The organism is Candidatus Dadabacteria bacterium, assembly GCA_009837205.1.
In the GTDB taxonomy this organism is placed as follows: domain Bacteria; phylum Desulfobacterota_D; class UBA1144; order Nemesobacterales; family Nemesobacteraceae; genus Nemesobacter.
In genome coordinates this window covers 14,613-32,761 of sequence record VXTZ01000016.1, presented here as the reverse complement: position 1 = coordinate 32,761, position 18,149 = coordinate 14,613, and the positions used below count along the sequence as shown (strand labels likewise).

Annotated in this window: 19 protein-coding genes; 11 read left to right on the top strand and 8 right to left on the bottom strand. The window is 50.4% G+C overall.

Annotated features, from left to right (window positions below; genetic code table 11):
- The first annotated feature begins 888 nt into the window (after positions 1-888).
- Together F4Z13_03375 and F4Z13_03370 are read left to right on the top strand one after the other, a co-directional pair.
- Positions 889-2,163, top strand: coding sequence for a hypothetical protein (locus F4Z13_03375; GenBank protein MXZ48284.1), 1,275 nt, complete (start codon positions 889-891; stop codon positions 2,161-2,163).
- Positions 2,138-3,172, top strand: a complete 1,035-nt coding sequence (locus tag F4Z13_03370) for a histone deacetylase (protein ID MXZ48283.1) — start codon at positions 2,138-2,140, stop codon at positions 3,170-3,172. The genes F4Z13_03375 and F4Z13_03370 overlap by 26 nt, the downstream gene beginning before the upstream one ends.
- Positions 3,173-3,197: 25 nt before the next feature.
- Here F4Z13_03370 and F4Z13_03365 read toward each other — a convergent pair whose 3' ends face one another.
- The 4 genes from F4Z13_03365 to rpe all read right to left on the bottom strand — a co-directional run bounded on the left by F4Z13_03365 (position 3,198) and on the right by rpe (position 5,783).
- The gene (locus F4Z13_03365) at positions 3,198-3,464 is read right to left on the bottom strand and encodes a hypothetical protein (protein MXZ48282.1); all 267 of its coding nucleotides are present in this window, start codon (positions 3,462-3,464) and stop codon (positions 3,198-3,200) included.
- 117 nt (positions 3,465-3,581) lie between these two features.
- The gene (locus F4Z13_03360; protein ID MXZ48281.1) at positions 3,582-4,406 is read right to left on the bottom strand and encodes a hypothetical protein; all 825 of its coding nucleotides are present in this window, start codon (positions 4,404-4,406) and stop codon (positions 3,582-3,584) included.
- 1 nt (position 4,407) lies between these two features.
- The gene (locus tag F4Z13_03355; protein MXZ48280.1) at positions 4,408-5,064 is read right to left on the bottom strand and encodes a hypothetical protein; all 657 of its coding nucleotides are present in this window, start codon (positions 5,062-5,064) and stop codon (positions 4,408-4,410) included.
- 38 nt (positions 5,065-5,102) lie between these two features.
- Positions 5,103-5,783 (bottom strand): ribulose-phosphate 3-epimerase, encoded by a 681-nt coding sequence (gene rpe, locus F4Z13_03350; GenBank protein ID MXZ48279.1) that lies wholly within the window; start codon positions 5,781-5,783, stop codon positions 5,103-5,105.
- A gap of 234 nt (positions 5,784-6,017) precedes the next feature.
- Here rpe and F4Z13_03345 point away from each other — a divergent pair, with 234 nt between their 5' ends.
- Genes F4Z13_03345 through scpB form a run of 6 tightly spaced genes read left to right on the top strand, consistent with a single transcriptional unit; the run spans position 6,018 to position 11,376 of the window.
- Positions 6,018-7,184 carry a methionine adenosyltransferase gene (locus F4Z13_03345; protein MXZ48278.1) on the top strand — a complete coding sequence of 389 codons (1,167 nt, stop codon included), beginning with the start codon at positions 6,018-6,020 and terminating at the stop codon, positions 7,182-7,184.
- Between the two features lie 50 nt (positions 7,185-7,234).
- On the top strand, positions 7,235-8,491 hold the full coding sequence (locus F4Z13_03340) for an adenosylhomocysteinase (protein ID MXZ48277.1): 1,257 nt from the start codon (positions 7,235-7,237) through the stop codon (positions 8,489-8,491).
- A 5-nt stretch (positions 8,492-8,496) separates the two neighbouring features.
- Positions 8,497-9,390, top strand: coding sequence for a site-specific tyrosine recombinase XerD (gene xerD / locus F4Z13_03335; protein ID MXZ48276.1), 894 nt, complete (start codon positions 8,497-8,499; stop codon positions 9,388-9,390).
- A 9-nt stretch (positions 9,391-9,399) separates the two neighbouring features.
- The gene (locus tag F4Z13_03330) at positions 9,400-10,062 is read left to right on the top strand and encodes a site-2 protease family protein (protein MXZ48275.1); all 663 of its coding nucleotides are present in this window, start codon (positions 9,400-9,402) and stop codon (positions 10,060-10,062) included.
- Positions 10,062-10,835, top strand: coding sequence for a segregation/condensation protein A (locus tag F4Z13_03325; protein MXZ48274.1), 774 nt, complete (start codon positions 10,062-10,064; stop codon positions 10,833-10,835). Before F4Z13_03330 ends, F4Z13_03325 begins: the two co-directional genes overlap by 1 nt.
- On the top strand, positions 10,825-11,376 hold the full coding sequence (gene scpB / locus F4Z13_03320; protein MXZ48273.1) for an SMC-Scp complex subunit ScpB: 552 nt from the start codon (positions 10,825-10,827) through the stop codon (positions 11,374-11,376). Before F4Z13_03325 ends, scpB begins: the two co-directional genes overlap by 11 nt.
- 11 nt (positions 11,377-11,387) lie before the next feature.
- On the opposite strand, the gene ybeY is transcribed toward scpB, so the two are convergent.
- Together ybeY and F4Z13_03310 are read right to left on the bottom strand one after the other, a co-directional pair.
- Positions 11,388-11,822: an rRNA maturation RNase YbeY gene (ybeY, locus tag F4Z13_03315; GenBank protein MXZ48272.1), complete on the bottom strand. Its 435-nt coding sequence runs from the start codon at positions 11,820-11,822 to the stop codon at positions 11,388-11,390.
- A 12-nt stretch (positions 11,823-11,834) separates the two neighbouring features.
- Positions 11,835-12,716 carry a hypothetical protein gene (locus F4Z13_03310; protein ID MXZ48271.1) on the bottom strand — a complete coding sequence of 294 codons (882 nt, stop codon included), beginning with the start codon at positions 12,714-12,716 and terminating at the stop codon, positions 11,835-11,837.
- Between the two features lie 52 nt (positions 12,717-12,768).
- Here F4Z13_03310 and F4Z13_03305 point away from each other — a divergent pair, with 52 nt between their 5' ends.
- Entirely contained in the window at positions 12,769-13,527 is a 759-nt protein-coding gene (locus F4Z13_03305; GenBank protein MXZ48270.1) for a hypothetical protein, read from the top strand.
- 2 nt (positions 13,528-13,529) lie between these two features.
- Here F4Z13_03305 and F4Z13_03300 read toward each other — a convergent pair whose 3' ends face one another.
- Positions 13,530-14,366: a deoxyribonuclease IV gene (locus tag F4Z13_03300; protein MXZ48269.1), complete on the bottom strand. Its 837-nt coding sequence runs from the start codon at positions 14,364-14,366 to the stop codon at positions 13,530-13,532.
- 72 nt (positions 14,367-14,438) lie between these two features.
- On the opposite strand from F4Z13_03300, the gene F4Z13_03295 reads away from it, so the two are divergent.
- Together F4Z13_03295 and F4Z13_03290 are read left to right on the top strand one after the other, a co-directional pair.
- A complete protein-coding gene (locus F4Z13_03295; GenBank protein ID MXZ48268.1) occupies positions 14,439-15,002 on the top strand; it encodes an arginine decarboxylase, pyruvoyl-dependent in 564 nt (187 codons plus the stop codon).
- Between the two features lie 213 nt (positions 15,003-15,215).
- On the top strand, positions 15,216-16,763 hold the full coding sequence (locus tag F4Z13_03290) for a cell filamentation protein Fic (GenBank protein ID MXZ48267.1): 1,548 nt from the start codon (positions 15,216-15,218) through the stop codon (positions 16,761-16,763).
- A gap of 786 nt (positions 16,764-17,549) precedes the next feature.
- Here the strand turns inward: F4Z13_03290 and F4Z13_03285 are convergent.
- On the bottom strand, positions 17,550-17,849 hold the full coding sequence (locus tag F4Z13_03285; GenBank protein ID MXZ48266.1) for a hypothetical protein: 300 nt from the start codon (positions 17,847-17,849) through the stop codon (positions 17,550-17,552).
- Positions 17,850-18,149: the final 300 nt, after the last annotated feature.

Here is an 18,149-nt window from a genome sequence, read left to right as displayed (position 1 = left end):
GGGGGATTTATCCGCAATTGCCGCTGCCTCGTTATAAACTTTTTTAATATCTTTATCTAAGTCGTTATTGGGTGACGGAAATGTTTGAACAAGTGGATAAATAATTTTTTCAATAACCAAAGTGTCGGTTGAGAACAATGTGAACAAAAAGAAATTTCCACAGACTCTTGTTCAATGCCAAGTGGATAATAGTAGCCCCCATTCTGATAATAAGTATCATACCATGATTGATTTGCTTTGACGTTGCAATAAGGGCAGTGGAAACCTCTGCTTTTGTACTGGGGTGGAAAATATGTAGACATGGGCACCTCCAAAAATTCATTTGTCGACAACTAACTATAACACCAGAATTATCCTAGAAGAAACTAACATACCACCTGATTTTTCTGCTTGTCACATGCGAAAAGATACTTTACCGAAGATGGCATCTGAAAGAAGCTTAATCTATCGGGTGTGAGACAACTCGTATGTGAGAGGACGTTTTTTTGTTTTCCTGATTAATCCATCTAACTCAATCCTATTCGTTAACACTTGAACCTAATTCCACTTCAGCTTTAGTCGGTTTTATATTTCTAGCATTTTTATCTGCCCAGAAGATTCCCTGAAAACCGTGTTAGCTCTTCACAGAATACTATGTAACGTCTTGAGTTTCGCTGAAAATCAAGTTCTCTTACTTCGCTACTTCTAGACACAGATATTCCGCGAGTAATTGTTTGTGGTTTGCTACCCATTTCTTCAGGGAATAGAAGAATATCCAGTTGCAACGATGCAACAGAACTATCTAAACATGCCAGAATCTCTTGATCATGAAGAAAATGGACCCAGTTCTTGCAAGGCAAGCGAGGATCCTAAATCAGCAGGTACTATCTTTTACCTAGGAAACCCAAAATGTCTGAGAATCTGAAAAGACTCTGCCTAAAGGGAGTGGACAGCGTAAAACCGGGGCTCGGCAGAATCACCGCGGTTCTTGAAGAACTGGGGTTTCCTCACAGGAAAAAGGATTACGTCGCCGTTGCCGGAACTAACGGCAAGGGGTCCGTGGCGGCCTGTATCGCGTCAATATTCGAGGTGAACGGCTATCGCGCAGGTCTCTTTACCTCCCCTCATCTGATCAACCTCACGGAAAGAATAAAAGTAGACGGAGAGGAAATAACCTGGGAGCAGCTTGAAGAAACCCTCGGCACGGTTTTTGCCGCCTGCGCCAGGATTGGCGTGGAGCTCAGTTATTTCGAAACGCTCACCGCAGCCGCATTTCTTCACTTCAACGCCAAGTCAATAGATGTAGGCGTGCTTGAAGTGGGAATGGGCGGGAGATGGGACTCGACAAACGTATGCGACCATCTGGCAGGCGTCATAACGAACGTGTCCTTTGACCACACCGAATACCTGGGAAACACTTTGGGTGAGATTGCCGGGGAAAAAGCCGGAATAATCAAAAAAAACGGCCTCGTGGTGACAGGATGCACGGGCGAGGCCCTCTCGGTAATCGAGCGCAGGGTCCGTGAGAACTCCTCAACATGCCACAGAATCGGAGCGGAGTTCACTTACGGGGAAAAAGAAGATCTGAGCTTCGATTACATGGGGCCCAGGTGGAACATTCCGGGACTCAGAATTTCTCTCGCGGGCACGCACCAGGTGGAAAACGCCGTTATGTCCATAGCGGCGGCCGAGTTGCTGACAATGCATACCCGCTACAAAACGGACCCGGAAAAGATAAAAGAGGCTCTTGCGGAAGTCAGTCTGGGGGGGCGAATGGAATACTTAAACAGGGAAACTCCCGTTATAATCGACGGCGCGCACAACCTCGCCGCGGGGGAGAACCTTGTTAAGTCCCTTGAGTTTTATCATCCGGGGAAAAAATTCAATTTCCTGATAACGATGCTTGAGAACAAAGACATCGGAGGGTTCACCGAAACGCTCTCCCGCGTTTCGGGAAAACTGATCATAACGGAACTTGCCGGAGTCAAGAAGTCTTTGGGAACGGAAAAAATTCTGGCGCTTGCCCGGGGACAATTCGACTCGGTCGAGACGGTAAAAGACCCCCGGGAGGCATATGAAAAACTTCTTGGTTACGGAGAAGCAGCTTGTGTTTGTGGTTCCTTTTATCTCATAGGTTATCTTAAAGATGTGATCCAAAATGAAGAGACTCTCGATAGTAAGTAACGATCTTTTCCTGGCTCACCAGAACCCTCCCGGACATCCGGAGTGTCCGGAGAGACTGACCAGCATTCTGGGAGCACTTGAGAGTTCGGGTCTTATGGAGAAAACGGTTCCCATCGACACAAGGCCCGCGACGGAGGAAGAGATCACCCTCGTACACAGCAAGCCCTATTTCGATATGGTCAAAAGCACCTCCGGCAAGGAGTTCTCGCAGCTTGATGCCGACACCTCTACGTGCGAAGTTTCTTTTGACGCCGCGCTTGCGGGTTCCGGGGGGCTTATATGCTCTGTAAACGATATTCTTTCAGGGAAAATCGATACCGCGTTCGTACTCCCCCGCCCTCCCGGACATCACGCCGAACACGACAGGGCGATGGGGTTCTGCCTGTTTAATCACGTGGCGGTCGCCGGGGCCCACCTGTTGGCCAACTGCGGCCTTGAGAGAGTCCTGATCATAGATTGGGACGTGCACCACGGAAACGGCACCCAGCACATCTTCTATGATTCAAGCAGCGTGCTCTTCTTCTCAGTGCACCAGTTCCCGTTTTACCCCGGCACAGGAAGCCTTAAGGAACTAGGATACAAAGACGGGCTCGGGTACACGGTTAACGTCCCCTGCCCCGCGATGCTGGGAGATGAAGATTACCTCAGAATCTTCGCCGAGATACTCGAACCCGTGGTGGAGCAGTACTCCCCGGAATTCATTCTCATATCCGCGGGCTTTGACGCTTACCAGGTCGACCCGCTGGGAGGAATGCTGGTTACCTCAGAAGGTTTCGCCAGGCTTACAAGATTCGTTATGCGACTCGCCGAGAGACACTGCCGCGGAAATATCGCCTTTTTGCTCGAGGGCGGCTATAACACGGCGGAGATGGGACTGATCATGAAGTCGGTCATCGAGGAGATACTTGATCTTAAGGTGTCGGATACCGGTTTTAATCCCAAGCGGACAACCTGCGAACATACCGTCTCGGAAATCAGAAGGATTTATTCGAAATATTGGAACTTTTAGATCAGGCAGAGGCAGTGGTATAACTCTAAAGGTTCAGTTCTTCCTTGAGTTCAGAAAAGGAAACCGATTTTTCCCCTGAGGCCATAAATTCCTTGTAAGCTTCGGCAGCCTCTTCGTGGTCCTCCAAATTCTCCAGCTTAGCCATCAAAAACAGTTCCAATCCCTTCCTTACGTAATAGCTTTTTGGCCTTTCCTCCGCTTTCGATACCTTGCCCAATATTTCGGCAATTTCAGCAGGAATTTTCACGGAGATATTTACCATGCCTGATGACCTGTCCTTCACCTTTCCCATAACATCACCTCCGCCACTAAAGAAAAACAAACATCAATAATCCCCACAATAAATTCTTATTGAAACCATGCAGGAGTGACAATAGCTTCCAATCTCCCGGTTGAACCGGGCGACATCTTACGAGGAGATTTCGCTTTTCCTGTAGTCGCTTCCCTCGATGAAAAGCGGGGTGCACATCTCATAAAGCCTTGAAGCTATCCTCTCCCCCACCCTGTCCTCAAGTATTTCCGTTTTTTTATTCCTGGATTTATTGGGCAGTGACTCCCTGGCCACATAGTTGGTGGTAACAAGAGTCTTCTTTGAGGAGTTGTAACGCTTGGAGATGAGCTGATCGAGGATGTTCTGCTCCCATTCGGAACTCTTGCCTTTTCCCATCTCGTCTATAACCAGAATTTCCGCGCTTATTAGCGGTCCTATTATCTCGTTTTCGGGAATTCCCTCGGAATACGCCTTCCGCAGGTCTCCAAGCAGAAAGAAGAAATCGGTAAACACGCATTCAACGGCTTTCTGAAGCGTAAGCTCCGCTATGGCCCCTACTGCCAGGCGTGTTTTGGCAAGCCCGGGACCTCCCATAAGCAGAAAGCCTTTTTCCTCCGGGTACTTGTCGACAAACGACTTCACGTAGGTCATTGCCTCAAACTGGCTGTTGTCACGGGGGTCTATATCGTCTGACTGAAGAACGCCTGCGTACTTCGATGGAATCTTCGCGTTGTTGTACCTTCTGACCTTAAGCCTCACCATTCCGCAGAGCCCGCAGCGCTCAAGATACCTGTAGCCCCTTTCGTTCACCAAAAATACCGTTCCGGTCCCCCCGCAGTCACTGCATTCGGAAACGCAGTCGCAGACCTCCGCGCGGGCGTACTGACCGTTCTCAGGTGAGATCATGTACCCACCGCCGGAACATTTTCGACAATCCATAATGATCCGTTTTCTTCTGGCCATGTTACTTCATCGTGAAAACATTATTTATGCCGAGAGTCTCGCATACGATTTCATCCCTGAAGGCGTTAAGGGTTTTTCTCCTAGCATCCTCGTCGTAGAGTTTCGCCTTGGCGGGGATCCTGCTCAGCGCAGTATCGGTTATCTGCTTTTGCCTCTCCGTGGAAAGACCTGAGAAAACATCCCCCATGAAATCCCGCCACAACAAATCAAACTGTTTGTATATGTTAGCGGACCCCGCGCCGTCCGTCTCTCCAACCCTGCGCCTGAGTTCCTCGTATTTCCCCCGTATATCCTCTCTTTTTTCCTCAACTATGATCCTATCAAGCCTCTTTAGGACCTGTTCTATTATACTGCTTCTCGTAAAAGCGGCGTTCCGGGGTGTTGCCTGCTTCGATTCCCGTTCTACCGAATGCGTTCTCAAGTAATCTTCAATTTCATGCCTTATGTTAAAAAGCCCCCTCGGCTCCTGGGCTCCCCTCTGCCTCTTCTGCTCAAAGCCGTAGGCTATAGCCTTAATTACCATTTCCTTTGAGACGGATCTTTCGCCAAGTTCCCTTATAAAACTGTAGTCCCTGGCCGAAAGCATCAGGCCCTTTCCCGCAAGCCCGAGAAAATACCGCTCTATGTCGGCTATGTAGTTTCGCTCTTGAGACTTCATCTTCCCCCGGAAAAACACGCAGCCCTCGGGTCTGGCCCCTACTCCATCATCTCGCGCATGGCCGACATCGTATCGGCGTAGTTTTCCGTCTTGTATATTCCGGATCCCGTTACCACTATGTCCGCTCCGGCTTCGATAACTTCCCTTATGTTCCCGAGATTTATCCCGCCGTCAGCTTCAATAAGCGGCTTCTTTTCATCTCCATCCATCCTGTCAAGAAGAGACCTCAGGTCTCTTATTTTCGACAGCATCTCGGGAATGAATTTCTGACCCCCGAACCCCGGCTCCACGGTCATTATCACTATCACGTCTATAAGCTCCATCAGCTTTTCCTCGATCACGCCGATCGGGGTTGCGGGGTTAAGGGCCACCCCGGTCATAACCCCTCTCCACCTTATGGATGAGAGGGCACTGTAGAGAAGGTTGCAGGCCTCCATCTGGACCGTGACAATTTTCACGTGAGGAGAACCCGCGTCTATGAATTTCTCCGTGAATTTCTCGGGACTATCAATCATCAGGTGTATATCCATCTGGGGCGGCGATTCCATCCGGGCAATCGCCTCCACTATGGGTATTCCTATGCTTATGTTCGGAACGAAATGCCCATCCATCACGTCCACGTGTATTAGATCGGCGCCCGCCTCGCAGACGGCGGTCACCTCGTCTTCAAGACGAAGATAGTCACACGAGAGTATCGAAGGAGCCAGGAGTTTCTTCATTTCATTTTCTCCGCAGGGTGCAAGTGGGATTCCTTTGTATTTTACCCGAACAACGGCAAAAACCCACGCGCCCCTACATGGATCAGGCAGCCATAATACCAATCCAAGCACCCTGTTCAGTTGAAAAACCGGCCACAGCAACACACCCCCAAGGAACCCGCGGCAGCAAGGCAACGGCCCTGTTTGACAGGAAAACCAGAATAATTATATTACTTGGACTTTTGAGGTCACTTAATGTCCCCTAAAAACTTCATATTCACGTCAGAATCCGTAACGGAAGGCCACCCGGACAAGATTGCGGATCAGGTATCAGACGCGATACTCGACGCCATGATCAAGAAGGACTCCGATAGCAGGGTCGCGTGCGAAACACTGATCACAACCGGACTCGTAGTGATCTCCGCAGAGATAACTACAGAAGCCCAGGTCAACATACAGAAGGTGGTAAGAGACACGATAAAAGAGATCGGCTACACGGACAGCGAAATGGGTTTTGACGCGAACACCTGTTCGGTTCTCCTAGCAATAGACGAGCAGTCCGCGAACATAGCACGTGGAGTCAACAAAAAAGGGGGCAAGAGCAAGCAAGGAGCCGGAGACCAGGGACTCATGTTCGGCTACGCGTGCGATGAAACCCGGGAACGCATGCCCTCCCCCATACTCTACGCTCACAGACTGGCAAAGCGTCTCTCCGAAGTAAGAAAAAAGGGGATTCTGCCGTTTTTAAGACCGGACGGAAAAAGCCAGGTCACCTTCAGGTACGAAGACGGGAAACCGGTCGGAGTGGACGCGGTAGTCGTATCATCGCAGCACTCAGCGAACGTCTCGACTGCGACCCTTAGAAAAGAAATCAGGCAGGAAGTAATAAACCACTGCATGGGAGACCTTATTTCGAAAAATACGAAAATCCATATAAACCCCACAGGCAGGTTTGTGATCGGGGGTCCCGTGGCGGACACAGGCCTCACGGGAAGAAAGATCATAGTCGACACCTACGGCGGATGGTCAAGACACGGCGGCGGGGCGTTTTCTGGAAAAGACCCCTCCAAGGTCGACAGAAGCGCGGCATACATGGCAAGGTACGTGGCGAAAAACATAGTCGCGGCCAAACTGGCCAAGCGCTGCGAGGTGCAGCTTGCCTACGCCATAGGGGTTGCGGAACCGGTTTCGGTAATGATCGATACCTTCGGCACATCGAAAATACCCGAAGAGAAGATCTCGAAAGCCGCAAGGAAAGTCTTTGACCTTACTCCCGGGGGGATAATCTCGCACCTAGATCTCAAAAGACCTATTTACAGAAAAACCGCCTCTTACGGACATTTCGGGAGAAACGAAAAGACTTTCTCGTGGGAGAAAACGGATAAAAAGGCGGAACTTAAAAAAGCCTTGAAAAATGTCTGAGCCAAAACACGCTCGGGGCTTCTGACCGCGAAAAAGCAACGGAGGAAAGAATGGATTACCACGTAAAAGACTTAAAGCTTGCCCGCGAGGGGAAACTGAGAAGCGAATGGGCCGCACAGGAAATGCCCGTTCTAAAGCAGATAGAGGAAAGATTCAAGAAGGAAAAGCCGCTTAAGGGAGTAAGGGTCGCCGCGTGCCTTCACGTTACCACGGAAACCGGGAACCTCATGACCACCCTTAAGGCCGGAGGAGCAGAAGCCTACCTCTGCGCGTCAAATCCCCTAAGCACTCAGGATGACGTCGCCGCCCACCTCGTAAAGAACCATAAAATCTCCGTTTTCGCGATAAAAGGGGAAAACACCAAAACCTACTACAAGCACATAAACGCCGTTCTGGCCGCCCGCCCGCACGTAACCATGGATGACGGGGCAGACCTGGTATCAACGCTGCACACGGACCGAAAAGACCTGATAGACGACGTAATCGGGGGAACCGAGGAGACCACGACCGGAGTGATAAGACTCAAGAGCATGGCGGATGACGGAGTGCTTCAGTATCCGATAATCGCCGTTAACAACGCAGATACCAAACACCTTTTCGATAACCGCTACGGCACGGGGCAGAGCACCCTTGACGGAATCATACGCGCCACCAACAGGCTTGTCTCCGGCACGACCTTCGTAGTCGCAGGATACGGCTGGTGCGGAAAAGGACTTGCCATGAGGGCCAGGGGACTGGGAGCGAACGTCATCGTGACCGAGGTTGAGCCGCTTGCGGGACTTGAGGCCACCATGGACGGATTCAGGGTAATGACGATGGAGAAGGCAGCGCCGCTTGGAGACTTCTTCTGCACCGTTACGGGCAACATACACGTCATAAGGAAAAAGCATTTTGAGAGAATGAAAGACGGGGCGATCGTAGCCAATTCAGGACACTTCAACGTGGAACTTGATCTCGACGCCCTTGGCGAGATAACGACCTCGAAAAGAGTCATAAGGGAATACGTTGAGGAACATACGCTTAAAAACGGAAGAAGGATCAACGTTCTCGGCGGAGGAAGGCTCATAAACCTCGCCGCGGCCGAGGGGCATCCTTCAAGCGTGATGGACATGAGCTTCGCCAACCAGGCGCTCTGCTGCGAGTACATGGTGAAAAACGGAGGGACACTTGAGAACGACGTTCACGACGTCCCGGAGACAATAGACAGCCTGATATCCAAGATAAAGCTTAAAACCCTGGGAGTCACCATAGACACCCTGACGGCCGAACAGAAGAAATATCTGAGTTCCTGGCAGGTCGGAACATAAGATTAATGGATGAGTACCTCGATTCGTTCCTTGTATATCTTACGATGAACAGGGGCCTTTCGAAAAACACCATTCAGTCATATTCAAGGGACATATCATCCCTCGTGGCCTTTCTAGACAAAAGGGGTATATCCGACCCCGCCGCTGTAAGCGAAGACGAAATAGCTGCTTTTTTCGACCACCTGAGGGAAAAGAAGCTCTCCCCGAGAAGCGTGGCGAGAAACATAGTTTCCATAAAGCAGTTCTTCAGGTTCCTTCTCACAGAAAGCGTCATAACCGAGGATCCGCTAAGAAACACCGTCTCTCCCAAGCCCGCGAAAACCCTCCCCCACACTCTCTCGCTTGAAGAGGTCGAGAGGCTCCTCCGGGAGCCCGAGAAAGGCAAGTCCGCAGAGGCGCTCAGGGACCGCGCGATGCTCGAGGTTCTCTACGCCACCGGGGTCAGGGTATCGGAACTGATCTCACTTGAGCTCAACCGCGTCAATCTTGATCACGGCTACGTCATCACCCTCGGCAAAGGAAGCAAGGAGAGGATAGTTCCCATAGGCGACGCCGCCATCAGGAAAGCAAGGGACTATCTTTCAGACTCAAGACCAAAACTTCTTCGCGAAAGGAGTTCGGAGTACCTTTTCGTTACCTCCAGAACCGGCTCCAAGATGAGCCGCCAGCGCTTCTGGCGCATGATAAAGAACTACGCGCTCGCGGCGGGCATACACTCCCACATAACCCCCCACGTGCTTCGCCACTCCTTCGCCACGCACCTGCTTGAGCGGGGGGCCGACCTGCGGTCCATACAGGCCATGCTCGGTCACTCGGACATATCCACGACCCAGATATACACTTATGTCGAAAAGGAGAGGCTTAAACGCATACACGAAAAATCTCATCCAAGAGCGTAAACTATCGATATGAACTACGAATTTCTCATAATACTGGTCCCCGTAATCCTTTTTTCCCTTACCATACATGAGTACGCCCATGCGCTTGTGGCCTACAGGCTAGGAGACGACACGGCGAAGAGGCAGGGAAGACTCTCGCTTAACCCTCTTGTACACCTTGACGTCCTAGGAACCCTGCTGCTTTTCATCGTGCATTTCGGATGGGCGAAACCGGTTCCCGTTGACCCGAGGAACTTCAGGAACCCGAAAAAAGACATGCTTATGGTCGCGATTGCGGGCCCCATATCCAACATTCTGACCGCGATTGCGGCGGCTGTGATTCTAAAGGCCTTATTTGAGAACTTCGCGGCCATACCCCCGGGAAGCGGGGCCGACGTTGCAGCGCGGATGCTCGTGTGGTTCATGTACATAGGGATAGTGCTTGCCGTTTTCAACATGATCCCCGTTCCGCCGCTTGACGGCTCGCGGGTGCTTTACGGGCTGCTTCCCGACAGCCTCGCCTACAGGTACGCAAGATTTGAAACTTACGGAATATTCATTCTTTTCGCCTTTTTCCTGTTCGGCGGGCAGTTCCTGGGTTACTTCATACGCGTTCCTGTGGTTATCTTTATACAAATGTGCAATTTCAGCCCGAGCGAACTCGAGATCGTGATCCGGGCGATGAACCCGTAGTGATTGCCGAGAGAAACGAAGAAATGGAAGACCCTCAATCAGCCTACAGCGTACAGCTCGAGATATTCAACGGCCCGCTTGACCTGCTGCTTCACCTCATAAAGAAACACGAGGTGGACATCTACGACATACCCATCGCGCTCATAACCGAGCAGTACCTTGAATATCTTGAGTTCCTAAAGGACGTGAACCTCGAGATCGTCGGGGACTACATGGCCATGGCGGCCGAACTGGGGTACATAAAGTCGCGCATGCTTCTTCCCAGGATAAAGGAGGAAGGCGAAGAGGAGGAAGAGGACCCCAGGGAGGAACTCGTAAGGCGCCTGCTTGAGTATGAGAAGTACAGAAGCGCGGCGGCGGAGCTCGGGGGGATGGAAATTCTCGGAAAAGACGTTTTCCTGGCGGGTTACGACCGCAGGGAAATGTTTGGAGAACCGGAAGAAGAGACGGAATTCGTGAAATTCGACCTCTGGTCCCTAGTGGACACCTTCTCTAAGATATGCGAGGACATAGAGAAGGCCGAGACAAGGGAAATATCCCTAGCCCCGCAGACTTACACCGTTGATGAAAGAAAAAACCAGGTAATCGAAATAATGAGAAAGGAAAAAGAGGTTCTCTTCGAGGATCTTTTCGAAGGGGATAAAAACCGCATGAAACTCGTGGTAACCTTTCTCTCGATACTGGAGCTGCTGAAAGACGGCATCCTGGATGTTTTTCAGCCGACCTTCGAAGAACCCATAAAGATGATTCTGAGGGAGGAAAATGGACGATAGAAGTTCTCTTGAAAATATAATAGAATGCTTGATATTCGTTTCGAAACAGCCCCTAACCATTCAGGAAATTTCCGAGTTCCTGAAGGACGTCGAGAAAAAAGAGATAACCGACGCCATAAGCGAACTCCAGGGGCGCTGGGAGGAGATGGGGCGAAGTTTCATTCTAAGCAGCGTCGCCGAGGGATATCAGTTCAGAACCCGTCCCGAGTATTCGCAATACATAGTCGAGTTTAACAAGGAAATAAAGAAGTTCAGGCTCTCCAAGGCCTCCCTCGAAGTGCTTGCCATAATGGCTTATGAGCAGCCCGTTACGAAGATCGAGGTTGAAAAAATAAGAGGGGTGGACTGCTCAAGCAGCGTAAGCATGCTACTTGATAGAAGATTCATCGAGATCGCGGGAAGAAAGGAAGTTCCGGGAAAGCCTTTTCTCTACAAAACCACAAATCTTTTCCTTGAGACATTCGGTCTTAAGAGCCTTAAGGACCTGCCTACAGTAAAGGAAATCGAGAAGATTAAAGAGGATCTTAAGGAACCGGGGTGACCGGAAACCCCCTACCCAGCCTCAGCAAGGTAGCTAAGCACCTCTTTCTCTTTCTTGCGCATTGTCTCTCTTTCTTTTTTCTTCTTGTGATCAAACCCCAGCAGGTGCAGGACCGCATGGACTATAAGCAACCGCAGTTCTTCTTCAACCGTGATCTCAAACCTCCGGGAGTGGCGGAGGGCCGTCTGGTAGGATATCACTATATCGCCCAGAAGATCGGGGTTTACATCACTTTTCTGCGGAAAACAGAGAACATCCGTAGTTGTGTCAATCTGCCTGTAACGCCGGTTAAGCTCCCTCATGTCCACGTCGCTCACAAGCGAGACGCAGAGTTCGCTTCGGGCGGAGAGATCAAGATACGCGAGCACTTTTTCAATCAGGGACACAAGTTCTTCCTTGGCGGGGGCGTCAATGAATTCCTCCCTGTCCACTATGGATATTTCCATTTTCACCCCTCCTTACAGGACGGCGCCTGTCTCGCTCAGGCGAAAGAAAATCAGGGAAGTATAATATGTGCAGGGAAAGACGAATATCAGGCTGTCGAACCTGTCAAGCACCCCGCCATGTCCGGGGATCAGGGAGCCTGAATCCTTTACCCCCGCCCCCCTTTTTATGGTGGATTCGAAAAGGTCTCCCGCAACCGCGGCCGCGGCTATTATTACCGCGTAAAGAACCACCCAGAGAGAAGGAAGGGGATTGCTGAATATGAAATTCACCACGAAGGCGCTTACGACCGAAACAAAGAATCCCCCGATGAGCCCCACCACGGTCTTGCCTGAACTTATATGACTGGCAAGCTTCTTTTTCCCGAAAGCTTTTCCGAAGGAATACGCTCCGGCGTCGTTAAGAAAAGTGCATGAAACCGCAAGCACCACGAGGAAAAAACCGACATCCCCGGAACCTCCATTGAAGAAACCGTAGTCCCCCACGTCCACGCCGCCCGGGATATTTCTAAGCAACACCCCGTGGGCAAGCATCCAGCCGAAATATACAAGCGGCAGAAGGGTCATGCCCAGATCCCGCAGGCAGTCGCTGAAATCCTTTTTGCGGAATTCGAGTATTATGGAGAGAAATATCAGGAAGGTGAAAAAAAGACTCATAAGCCTGAAGTCGAAAAACGCGCTCACGATCAGAAGCAGGGAGATGGCCGTAATATAAATCTTTCTCGTCTTCCGTATGTCCGGGCCCGCAAGCAGGAAGAACTCAAGAGAGCACAAGGCCCCTATCAGACAGATCAAGGCGAGATAGTACACTCCCCCGTGGTAGAATATGAGAAGAAGTATAGGTACGGCCACAACGGCCGTAGCGATTCTCATGATCAAGTTTCTGCTTTCTGTCATACTGCGTCACACTTACGTGAAATTGCATAAAAATTAAACGATAAAGCAATCAATGCAAATAACGCCACTTTACTCAGACACCACCCGCCCGATGAAAATTCTCGTTCTTGCCTCGGGCAGAGGAACAAACTTCGAGAAAATACACTCAAGGCAGAGGAAGCTTGAGCAAAACGGCGGAAAAAACTATGGAACTATAGAGCATGTGTTTTCAAATGACCCCGAGGCCCCGGTTCTCGCAAAGGCGAAAAGGCTTAAGATCGAAACTTCATCCATAGGTTCCGAGAAATTCTTCGCAGATCTTGGTAAGCCCCCTTCGGATGAAGGCGGACGGATTCTTTACGATTCGGCAGTGATTTCCCATATCGAAAGGCTTTTTGAGCCCGATCTCGTGGTATTGGCGGGCTACCGGAGGAGATTAAGCCGCATGTTTACCGACAGATTCGCAAACAGGATCTTAAACCTCTACCCGGGAGACACAACAAAGAACTACCTCGTAAGAGGCAAAAGCGCGTGCGTCCAAGCATTAGAGAACAGGGAGAAAACCATAAGATGTACCGTCTACCTTGAAAACAACCCCGAAACAAGGTTCGGAACCGTGATCGCCCAGTCAGCCGACATATCGCTTGAGGGCTTTGCCGTCGGGGACGTGGAGGCAATGGAAGAGAAAATCAGAGAACAAGGCGAATGGAAGCTGTTTCCCTTCGTGATCCATGACCTGATCGCAAACGGGAGGGTCGCGATTGACGAGGAGAACAGTATTTACGTTGACGGTCAACGGACAGGTGAAAGCGGTTTTTCTCTCCAGCCTTGAGATCACGTATTTCCGTCTCTCAGTCTCTTAAGAAGCGCGACGTCCTTTGCCACTTCGGGGGGCGGCATTTCCACTATCATATCAAGATCCTCGAAAAACGGGTTCCCGATCATAGCGCTGAAGCAGTCAATTCCTATCTTCCCCTCCCCCGGATGTTCGTGACGGTCCTTGCCGGAATTGAATTCGACCTTGGAATCGTTCGCGTGAACAAGTCTCACCGTTTCGGGGGCAAACGCGGCACCGAGGCTCTCTACCAGCTCCTCTACGCCCTCGCGGGTCCTTATATCGTAGCCGGAAGCGAACATATGGGCGGTATCTATACAGACTCCGAGATCGTCATATGTAACGCGTCGCAGTATGAGCGAGATCTCCTCGAAGCTAGCACCTATGGTATGCCCTTGGCCCGCCGTGTTCTCAAGCAGAAGATGAGTTGTGCCGCTGTAGTTCTCGAGAACCCTCAAAAGGGAGTCAACCACATTGTTTATCGCTGTATCTCTTTGGATATCTTTGGCGCTTCCTATGTGGGTCATCATGTATTTCACCCCCAGGGCGCTTGATCTTTCAAGCTCCTCTCTTACCAGAGCCACGCTTTTTTCCCTCAGGTCCTCTTTTCCGGAAGCCAGGTTTATGAAATAAGGGGTGTGAACGTAGTAATCGCTTATGGAGACCTCGGAGCAGTTAAGAAAAAAGGCTTCGAGCAGGCGATCTTCAAGTTCCGGGGGTCTGCCGCCTCTTGGAGAGCGGGTGAACATCTGAAAGCATTCGCATCCAAGCTGCCTCGCCCTAAGCGGGGCATTCTCAATCCCGCCGGCTATTGAAACATGCGCTCCGAATTTCATCGCGGTTTGCCCCCGTTTGACAAATTCACCTAGTAAATATAACTTGAATGCAGGTTTATAAGGAGTGGTGGGTTGACCCCGACAAAAGCTTTTGTAACCAAGGGCGTGGGCAAGCACAAGGAAAAGCTCTCAAGCTTCGAGCTCGCCTTAAGGAACGCGGGTATCGCGCAGTTCAACCTGGTCAAGGTTTCAAGCATATTTCCCCCGGGCTGTCAGCTGGTAAGCAGAAACCAGGGACTCACCATGCTCTCCCCCGGGCAGATAACGTTTGTGGTAATGAGCGAGAATTCCACAAACGAACCCAGCAGGCTTATCGCCGCGTCCACCGGCCTCGCGATCCCGAAGGACAAAACGCGCTACGGATACATATCTGAACACCACAGCTACGGGCAGAAAGAGACCCTCGCGGGAGAATACGCCGAAGATCTTGCCGCCTACATGCTCGCCACCACGCTTAACGCCCCCTTTGATCCCGATAAAAGTTACGACGAGCAGAAGGACATATGGGAGATAAGCGGGCACAAGGTAAAAAGCAGAAACGTAACGCAGACTGCAGTGGGAGATAAAAACGGGCTCTGGACAACGGTTCTCACCGCGGTGGTTTTCTGCTCCTATGAGACGAAGACGATCAGCTAACTCCCATTCCACATAGAAAGGCAGAGCAGAAGAGTTCTGCGAGACCAGATTCTGGATTTCACCTGAACATCGGTTTTCGACATTTCTAACATCAATAATATAATTTTCGACATAAATCCTTGATTTTCGACATTATGAAAGATAAAATATGGAAACTCGACATAATTGGAATTTATATAGCATATTTCGACAGGCATAAAGGATCTTCGAACAATGCGAATACAGAGCGTAACACCGGATTTCTTTCAGGGCAGTCCCCTTCCACAGGGTACAGAGCTGGTCGGCTGGTCCGCCTTGGTCCACTCGCTTGACGTCGCCGCGCCAGTCCGCAATCTCTCCTGCGTTTCGCAAAGGCACGTTCGAGGAAACAGACGAAGCGACGGCGCCTGGAATATCTATGACAAGAGGTATCGCCCGGAGTCGACGCTCGAAGGACACCTGACCTTCGCAATGCGACATGAAACGATCGATCTTCTGGTCCTTAAAAGAATTCTCCAGGCGGTTCCCGAAACCGCACTTGTCAAAATGATCCGCGCTAAACCGAGGGGGATCACCACACGGAGGATATGGTTCTTCTTTGAGACTCTGACCGGCAGGCGCCTTGACATTGCAGACGCCCCGGCGGCCACGGCCGTCGAAGCCATCGACCCGGACCGCTACTATACGGGCGAGAGGCTGATTTCACCACGACACCGCGTCCGTGACAATCTTCTGGGTACCGGGGAGCTGTGTCCTGTCATAAGGCGAACTCCGAAGCTTGAAAAAATGATTGCTCTCGACCTTTCAGCAAAAACCCGGGACACAATCGGGAAAGCTGGCGCGCAACTCACCGCTCGCGCCGCAAGCTTCGTATTGCTTGAAGACAGCCGGGCAAGCTTTGAGATCGAGGGGGAACGTCCGCCGGTCAATCGCCTCGAGGGATGGGGACGCGCGGTTATGGAGGCTGGGAAGAGGCCCCTTCGGCATACGGAAATCTATCGCCTCCACAGCATCCTGATCGGCAACGATCAATCCAGAAGAACCACGGGATACAGAACCGAAGAGGTGTTTCTCGGCGGTCGCAACCGCAACTATGAACCCCTGCCCGAGTTTATCGGCGCGCGTCACGACGATGTCGAGCGTGTAATGACCACACTTAACGAATGCGGAGACCGTATGCGCAACTCAGGCGTCAACCCCGTTCTTCATGCCGCCTGCGTGGCGTTCGGGTTTATATATATCCATCCGTTTACCGACGGAAACGGGCGCCTGCACCGCTGCCTGATTCATCAAGTCCTCGCGGAGCGCAGATTCACGCCTCCACGGATGGTATTTCCCGTCTCATCGGTAATGCTGAACCGTATAGACGACTACGGAGCTGCGTTGCGGGCGCATTCGGGCCCCCTGATGCAGTTCATAGACTGGAGGGCGCTGCCGGACGGTAATGTGGAAGTAACAAACGATACCTTGGATCTCTACCGCTATTACGACTGCACGAACGAAGCGGAATTTCTCTACGGCTGTATCCTGCAAACGATAGAATCCGACCTGCCGCGCGAAATTGACTATCTGAAACGCCATGATGCCACCGCGAGGCGGATCATAAACGCCTTTGATGTGTCGAACCGGACAGCGGAAGACATCATCATGTTCATTCGCCAAAACGGAGGCATCTTTCCCAAGAAACGCCGCAAAAAAGAATTCCCAGAGCTTACCGAAGGCCAGGTTGCCACACTTGAAACTATAGTGGCAGAGGGGTTCGCCGGTTTCGACCAAGAGTGAAGCCGCCTGAATTCAGGAAATTACCGTTTTAAGTAACCGGCACTCCTAAGACCCCCACTCTACTGAAAATTACTGACGTGGTAAAGTCTGTTTTGAAGAAGAAAAAAAGAGAGAACCGGATGTCCGAATTCAGTGAGAATCACCGACCGGTTTTAATGAGAATTGGCATCCGAAATCATGAGAATACGCACTTGCTCGTCGGGTGTAAAGAATCTGCCTCACGGCAGGAAAAACCACCCTCAGATCGTCCATTTCTATCATTTATAGAAATTAAAACCGGTTCCTAGGAGTGGGATTCAAACCCACCAGTTAGGTCATAGAATCAGGATTCTACCAGTTCTCGCTAACTGCGTTCAGTGCCCTAGGAACCGGGATTTAGGGGTCAACCAAGTGTTAGCTTACTTCATCCGCTTCCGATTACGGCGAAGTGCTGTTTTATGTTGAACCCCACTTTTTTATTCAGGAAACATTTTATACCACTTATCCCCAAAAGTGTGTCTTCCTACACAATCCGCATATCTAGACTCTTTCTGCTTGAAGCTTTCACATTTCTGATAGCGATTAGTCAAATTTTGAACTTCCCAATCGCTATACAAGTCTAAGTCGTAGTACATTTCAATTAGTTCCTCTTCTACGGTTAAGCAATCCTCGTAGATAGCGAGTGCTTTATCGCTACACTTTGTTGTTTCGGCATTAGTGTGTAGTGGTCTTATTAGATCGAGTAAGAGAAGTATGGTGAGGGTGAGTAATGTCACACGCCAAACTACACCTCCCTTTGATCTTTTTTTAATCTGGCGCAATTGGTAAGTTTTCTCTAAACATTCTATCCATACAAGCTTCAAATATGTCGAAACGTGAGAACGGTACACACTTTTCTGCACCCTTTTTTTCAAGACTGTCAATTTCCCATTCCTCGTATAACCAAGGCTTTTCTTGCGCTTCTTTGTATTGTTTACCCATATTAAGACACTCTATGAACACAGAGTATTCTCTATCGCTACAAGTAGCTGCTCTCGAATCCACACCAGCCATAAGAGAAGTAGCCAACAAAAGCGGTAAAGCCATAATACCCACACCAAAATTCATATTAATTACTCCTTGACTCGACACATAGGCGTCGGGCCTTGTTCGTAGCACAAAGAGATTTGGCTTTCTGCTTATTTCCCAGATGGGTTTTGTATTCACAGAGACCCGACCTAGCGGGTACTCTTTGCACTACGAACGGAAATGATTATAACAAAAAACCCTTGGAAATGCTATTGACAGCTAAAGAATCACGTCAAGTAGGATAAAGAGAAAGCCCCATAGTTGAGATGGTCAAGCGCTGGTGACGGCAACACCAGAGACACGGTCTCGAAAGCCGTTGGGGCCTTTTACATAAAGTCT

Excerpts from the sequence above, each read along its gene's own strand:
- F4Z13_03375 (MXZ48284.1), top strand. The coding sequence starts at position 889 with ATGTCTGAGAATCTGAAAAGACTCTGCCTAAAGGGAGTGGACAGCGTA.
- F4Z13_03370 (MXZ48283.1), top strand. The coding sequence starts at position 2,138 with ATGAAGAGACTCTCGATAGTAAGTAACGATCTTTTCCTGGCTCACCAG.
- F4Z13_03365 (MXZ48282.1), bottom strand. The coding sequence starts at position 3,464 with ATGGGAAAGGTGAAGGACAGGTCATCAGGCATGGTAAATATCTCCGTG.
- F4Z13_03360 (MXZ48281.1), bottom strand. The coding sequence starts at position 4,406 with ATGGCCAGAAGAAAACGGATCATTATGGATTGTCGAAAATGTTCCGGC.
- F4Z13_03355 (MXZ48280.1), bottom strand. The coding sequence starts at position 5,064 with ATGAAGTCTCAAGAGCGAAACTACATAGCCGACATAGAGCGGTATTTT.
- rpe (MXZ48279.1), bottom strand. The coding sequence starts at position 5,783 with ATGAAGAAACTCCTGGCTCCTTCGATACTCTCGTGTGACTATCTTCGT.
- F4Z13_03345 (MXZ48278.1), top strand. The coding sequence starts at position 6,018 with ATGTCCCCTAAAAACTTCATATTCACGTCAGAATCCGTAACGGAAGGC.
- F4Z13_03340 (MXZ48277.1), top strand. The coding sequence starts at position 7,235 with ATGGATTACCACGTAAAAGACTTAAAGCTTGCCCGCGAGGGGAAACTG.
- xerD (MXZ48276.1), top strand. The coding sequence starts at position 8,497 with ATGGATGAGTACCTCGATTCGTTCCTTGTATATCTTACGATGAACAGG.
- F4Z13_03330 (MXZ48275.1), top strand. The coding sequence starts at position 9,400 with ATGAACTACGAATTTCTCATAATACTGGTCCCCGTAATCCTTTTTTCC.
- scpB (MXZ48273.1), top strand. The coding sequence starts at position 10,825 with ATGGACGATAGAAGTTCTCTTGAAAATATAATAGAATGCTTGATATTC.
- ybeY (MXZ48272.1), bottom strand. The coding sequence starts at position 11,822 with ATGGAAATATCCATAGTGGACAGGGAGGAATTCATTGACGCCCCCGCC.
- F4Z13_03310 (MXZ48271.1), bottom strand. The coding sequence starts at position 12,716 with ATGACAGAAAGCAGAAACTTGATCATGAGAATCGCTACGGCCGTTGTG.
- F4Z13_03305 (MXZ48270.1), top strand. The coding sequence starts at position 12,769 with ATGCAAATAACGCCACTTTACTCAGACACCACCCGCCCGATGAAAATT.
- F4Z13_03300 (MXZ48269.1), bottom strand. The coding sequence starts at position 14,366 with ATGAAATTCGGAGCGCATGTTTCAATAGCCGGCGGGATTGAGAATGCC.
- F4Z13_03290 (MXZ48267.1), top strand. The coding sequence starts at position 15,216 with ATGCGAATACAGAGCGTAACACCGGATTTCTTTCAGGGCAGTCCCCTT.
- F4Z13_03285 (MXZ48266.1), bottom strand. The coding sequence starts at position 17,849 with ATGAATTTTGGTGTGGGTATTATGGCTTTACCGCTTTTGTTGGCTACT.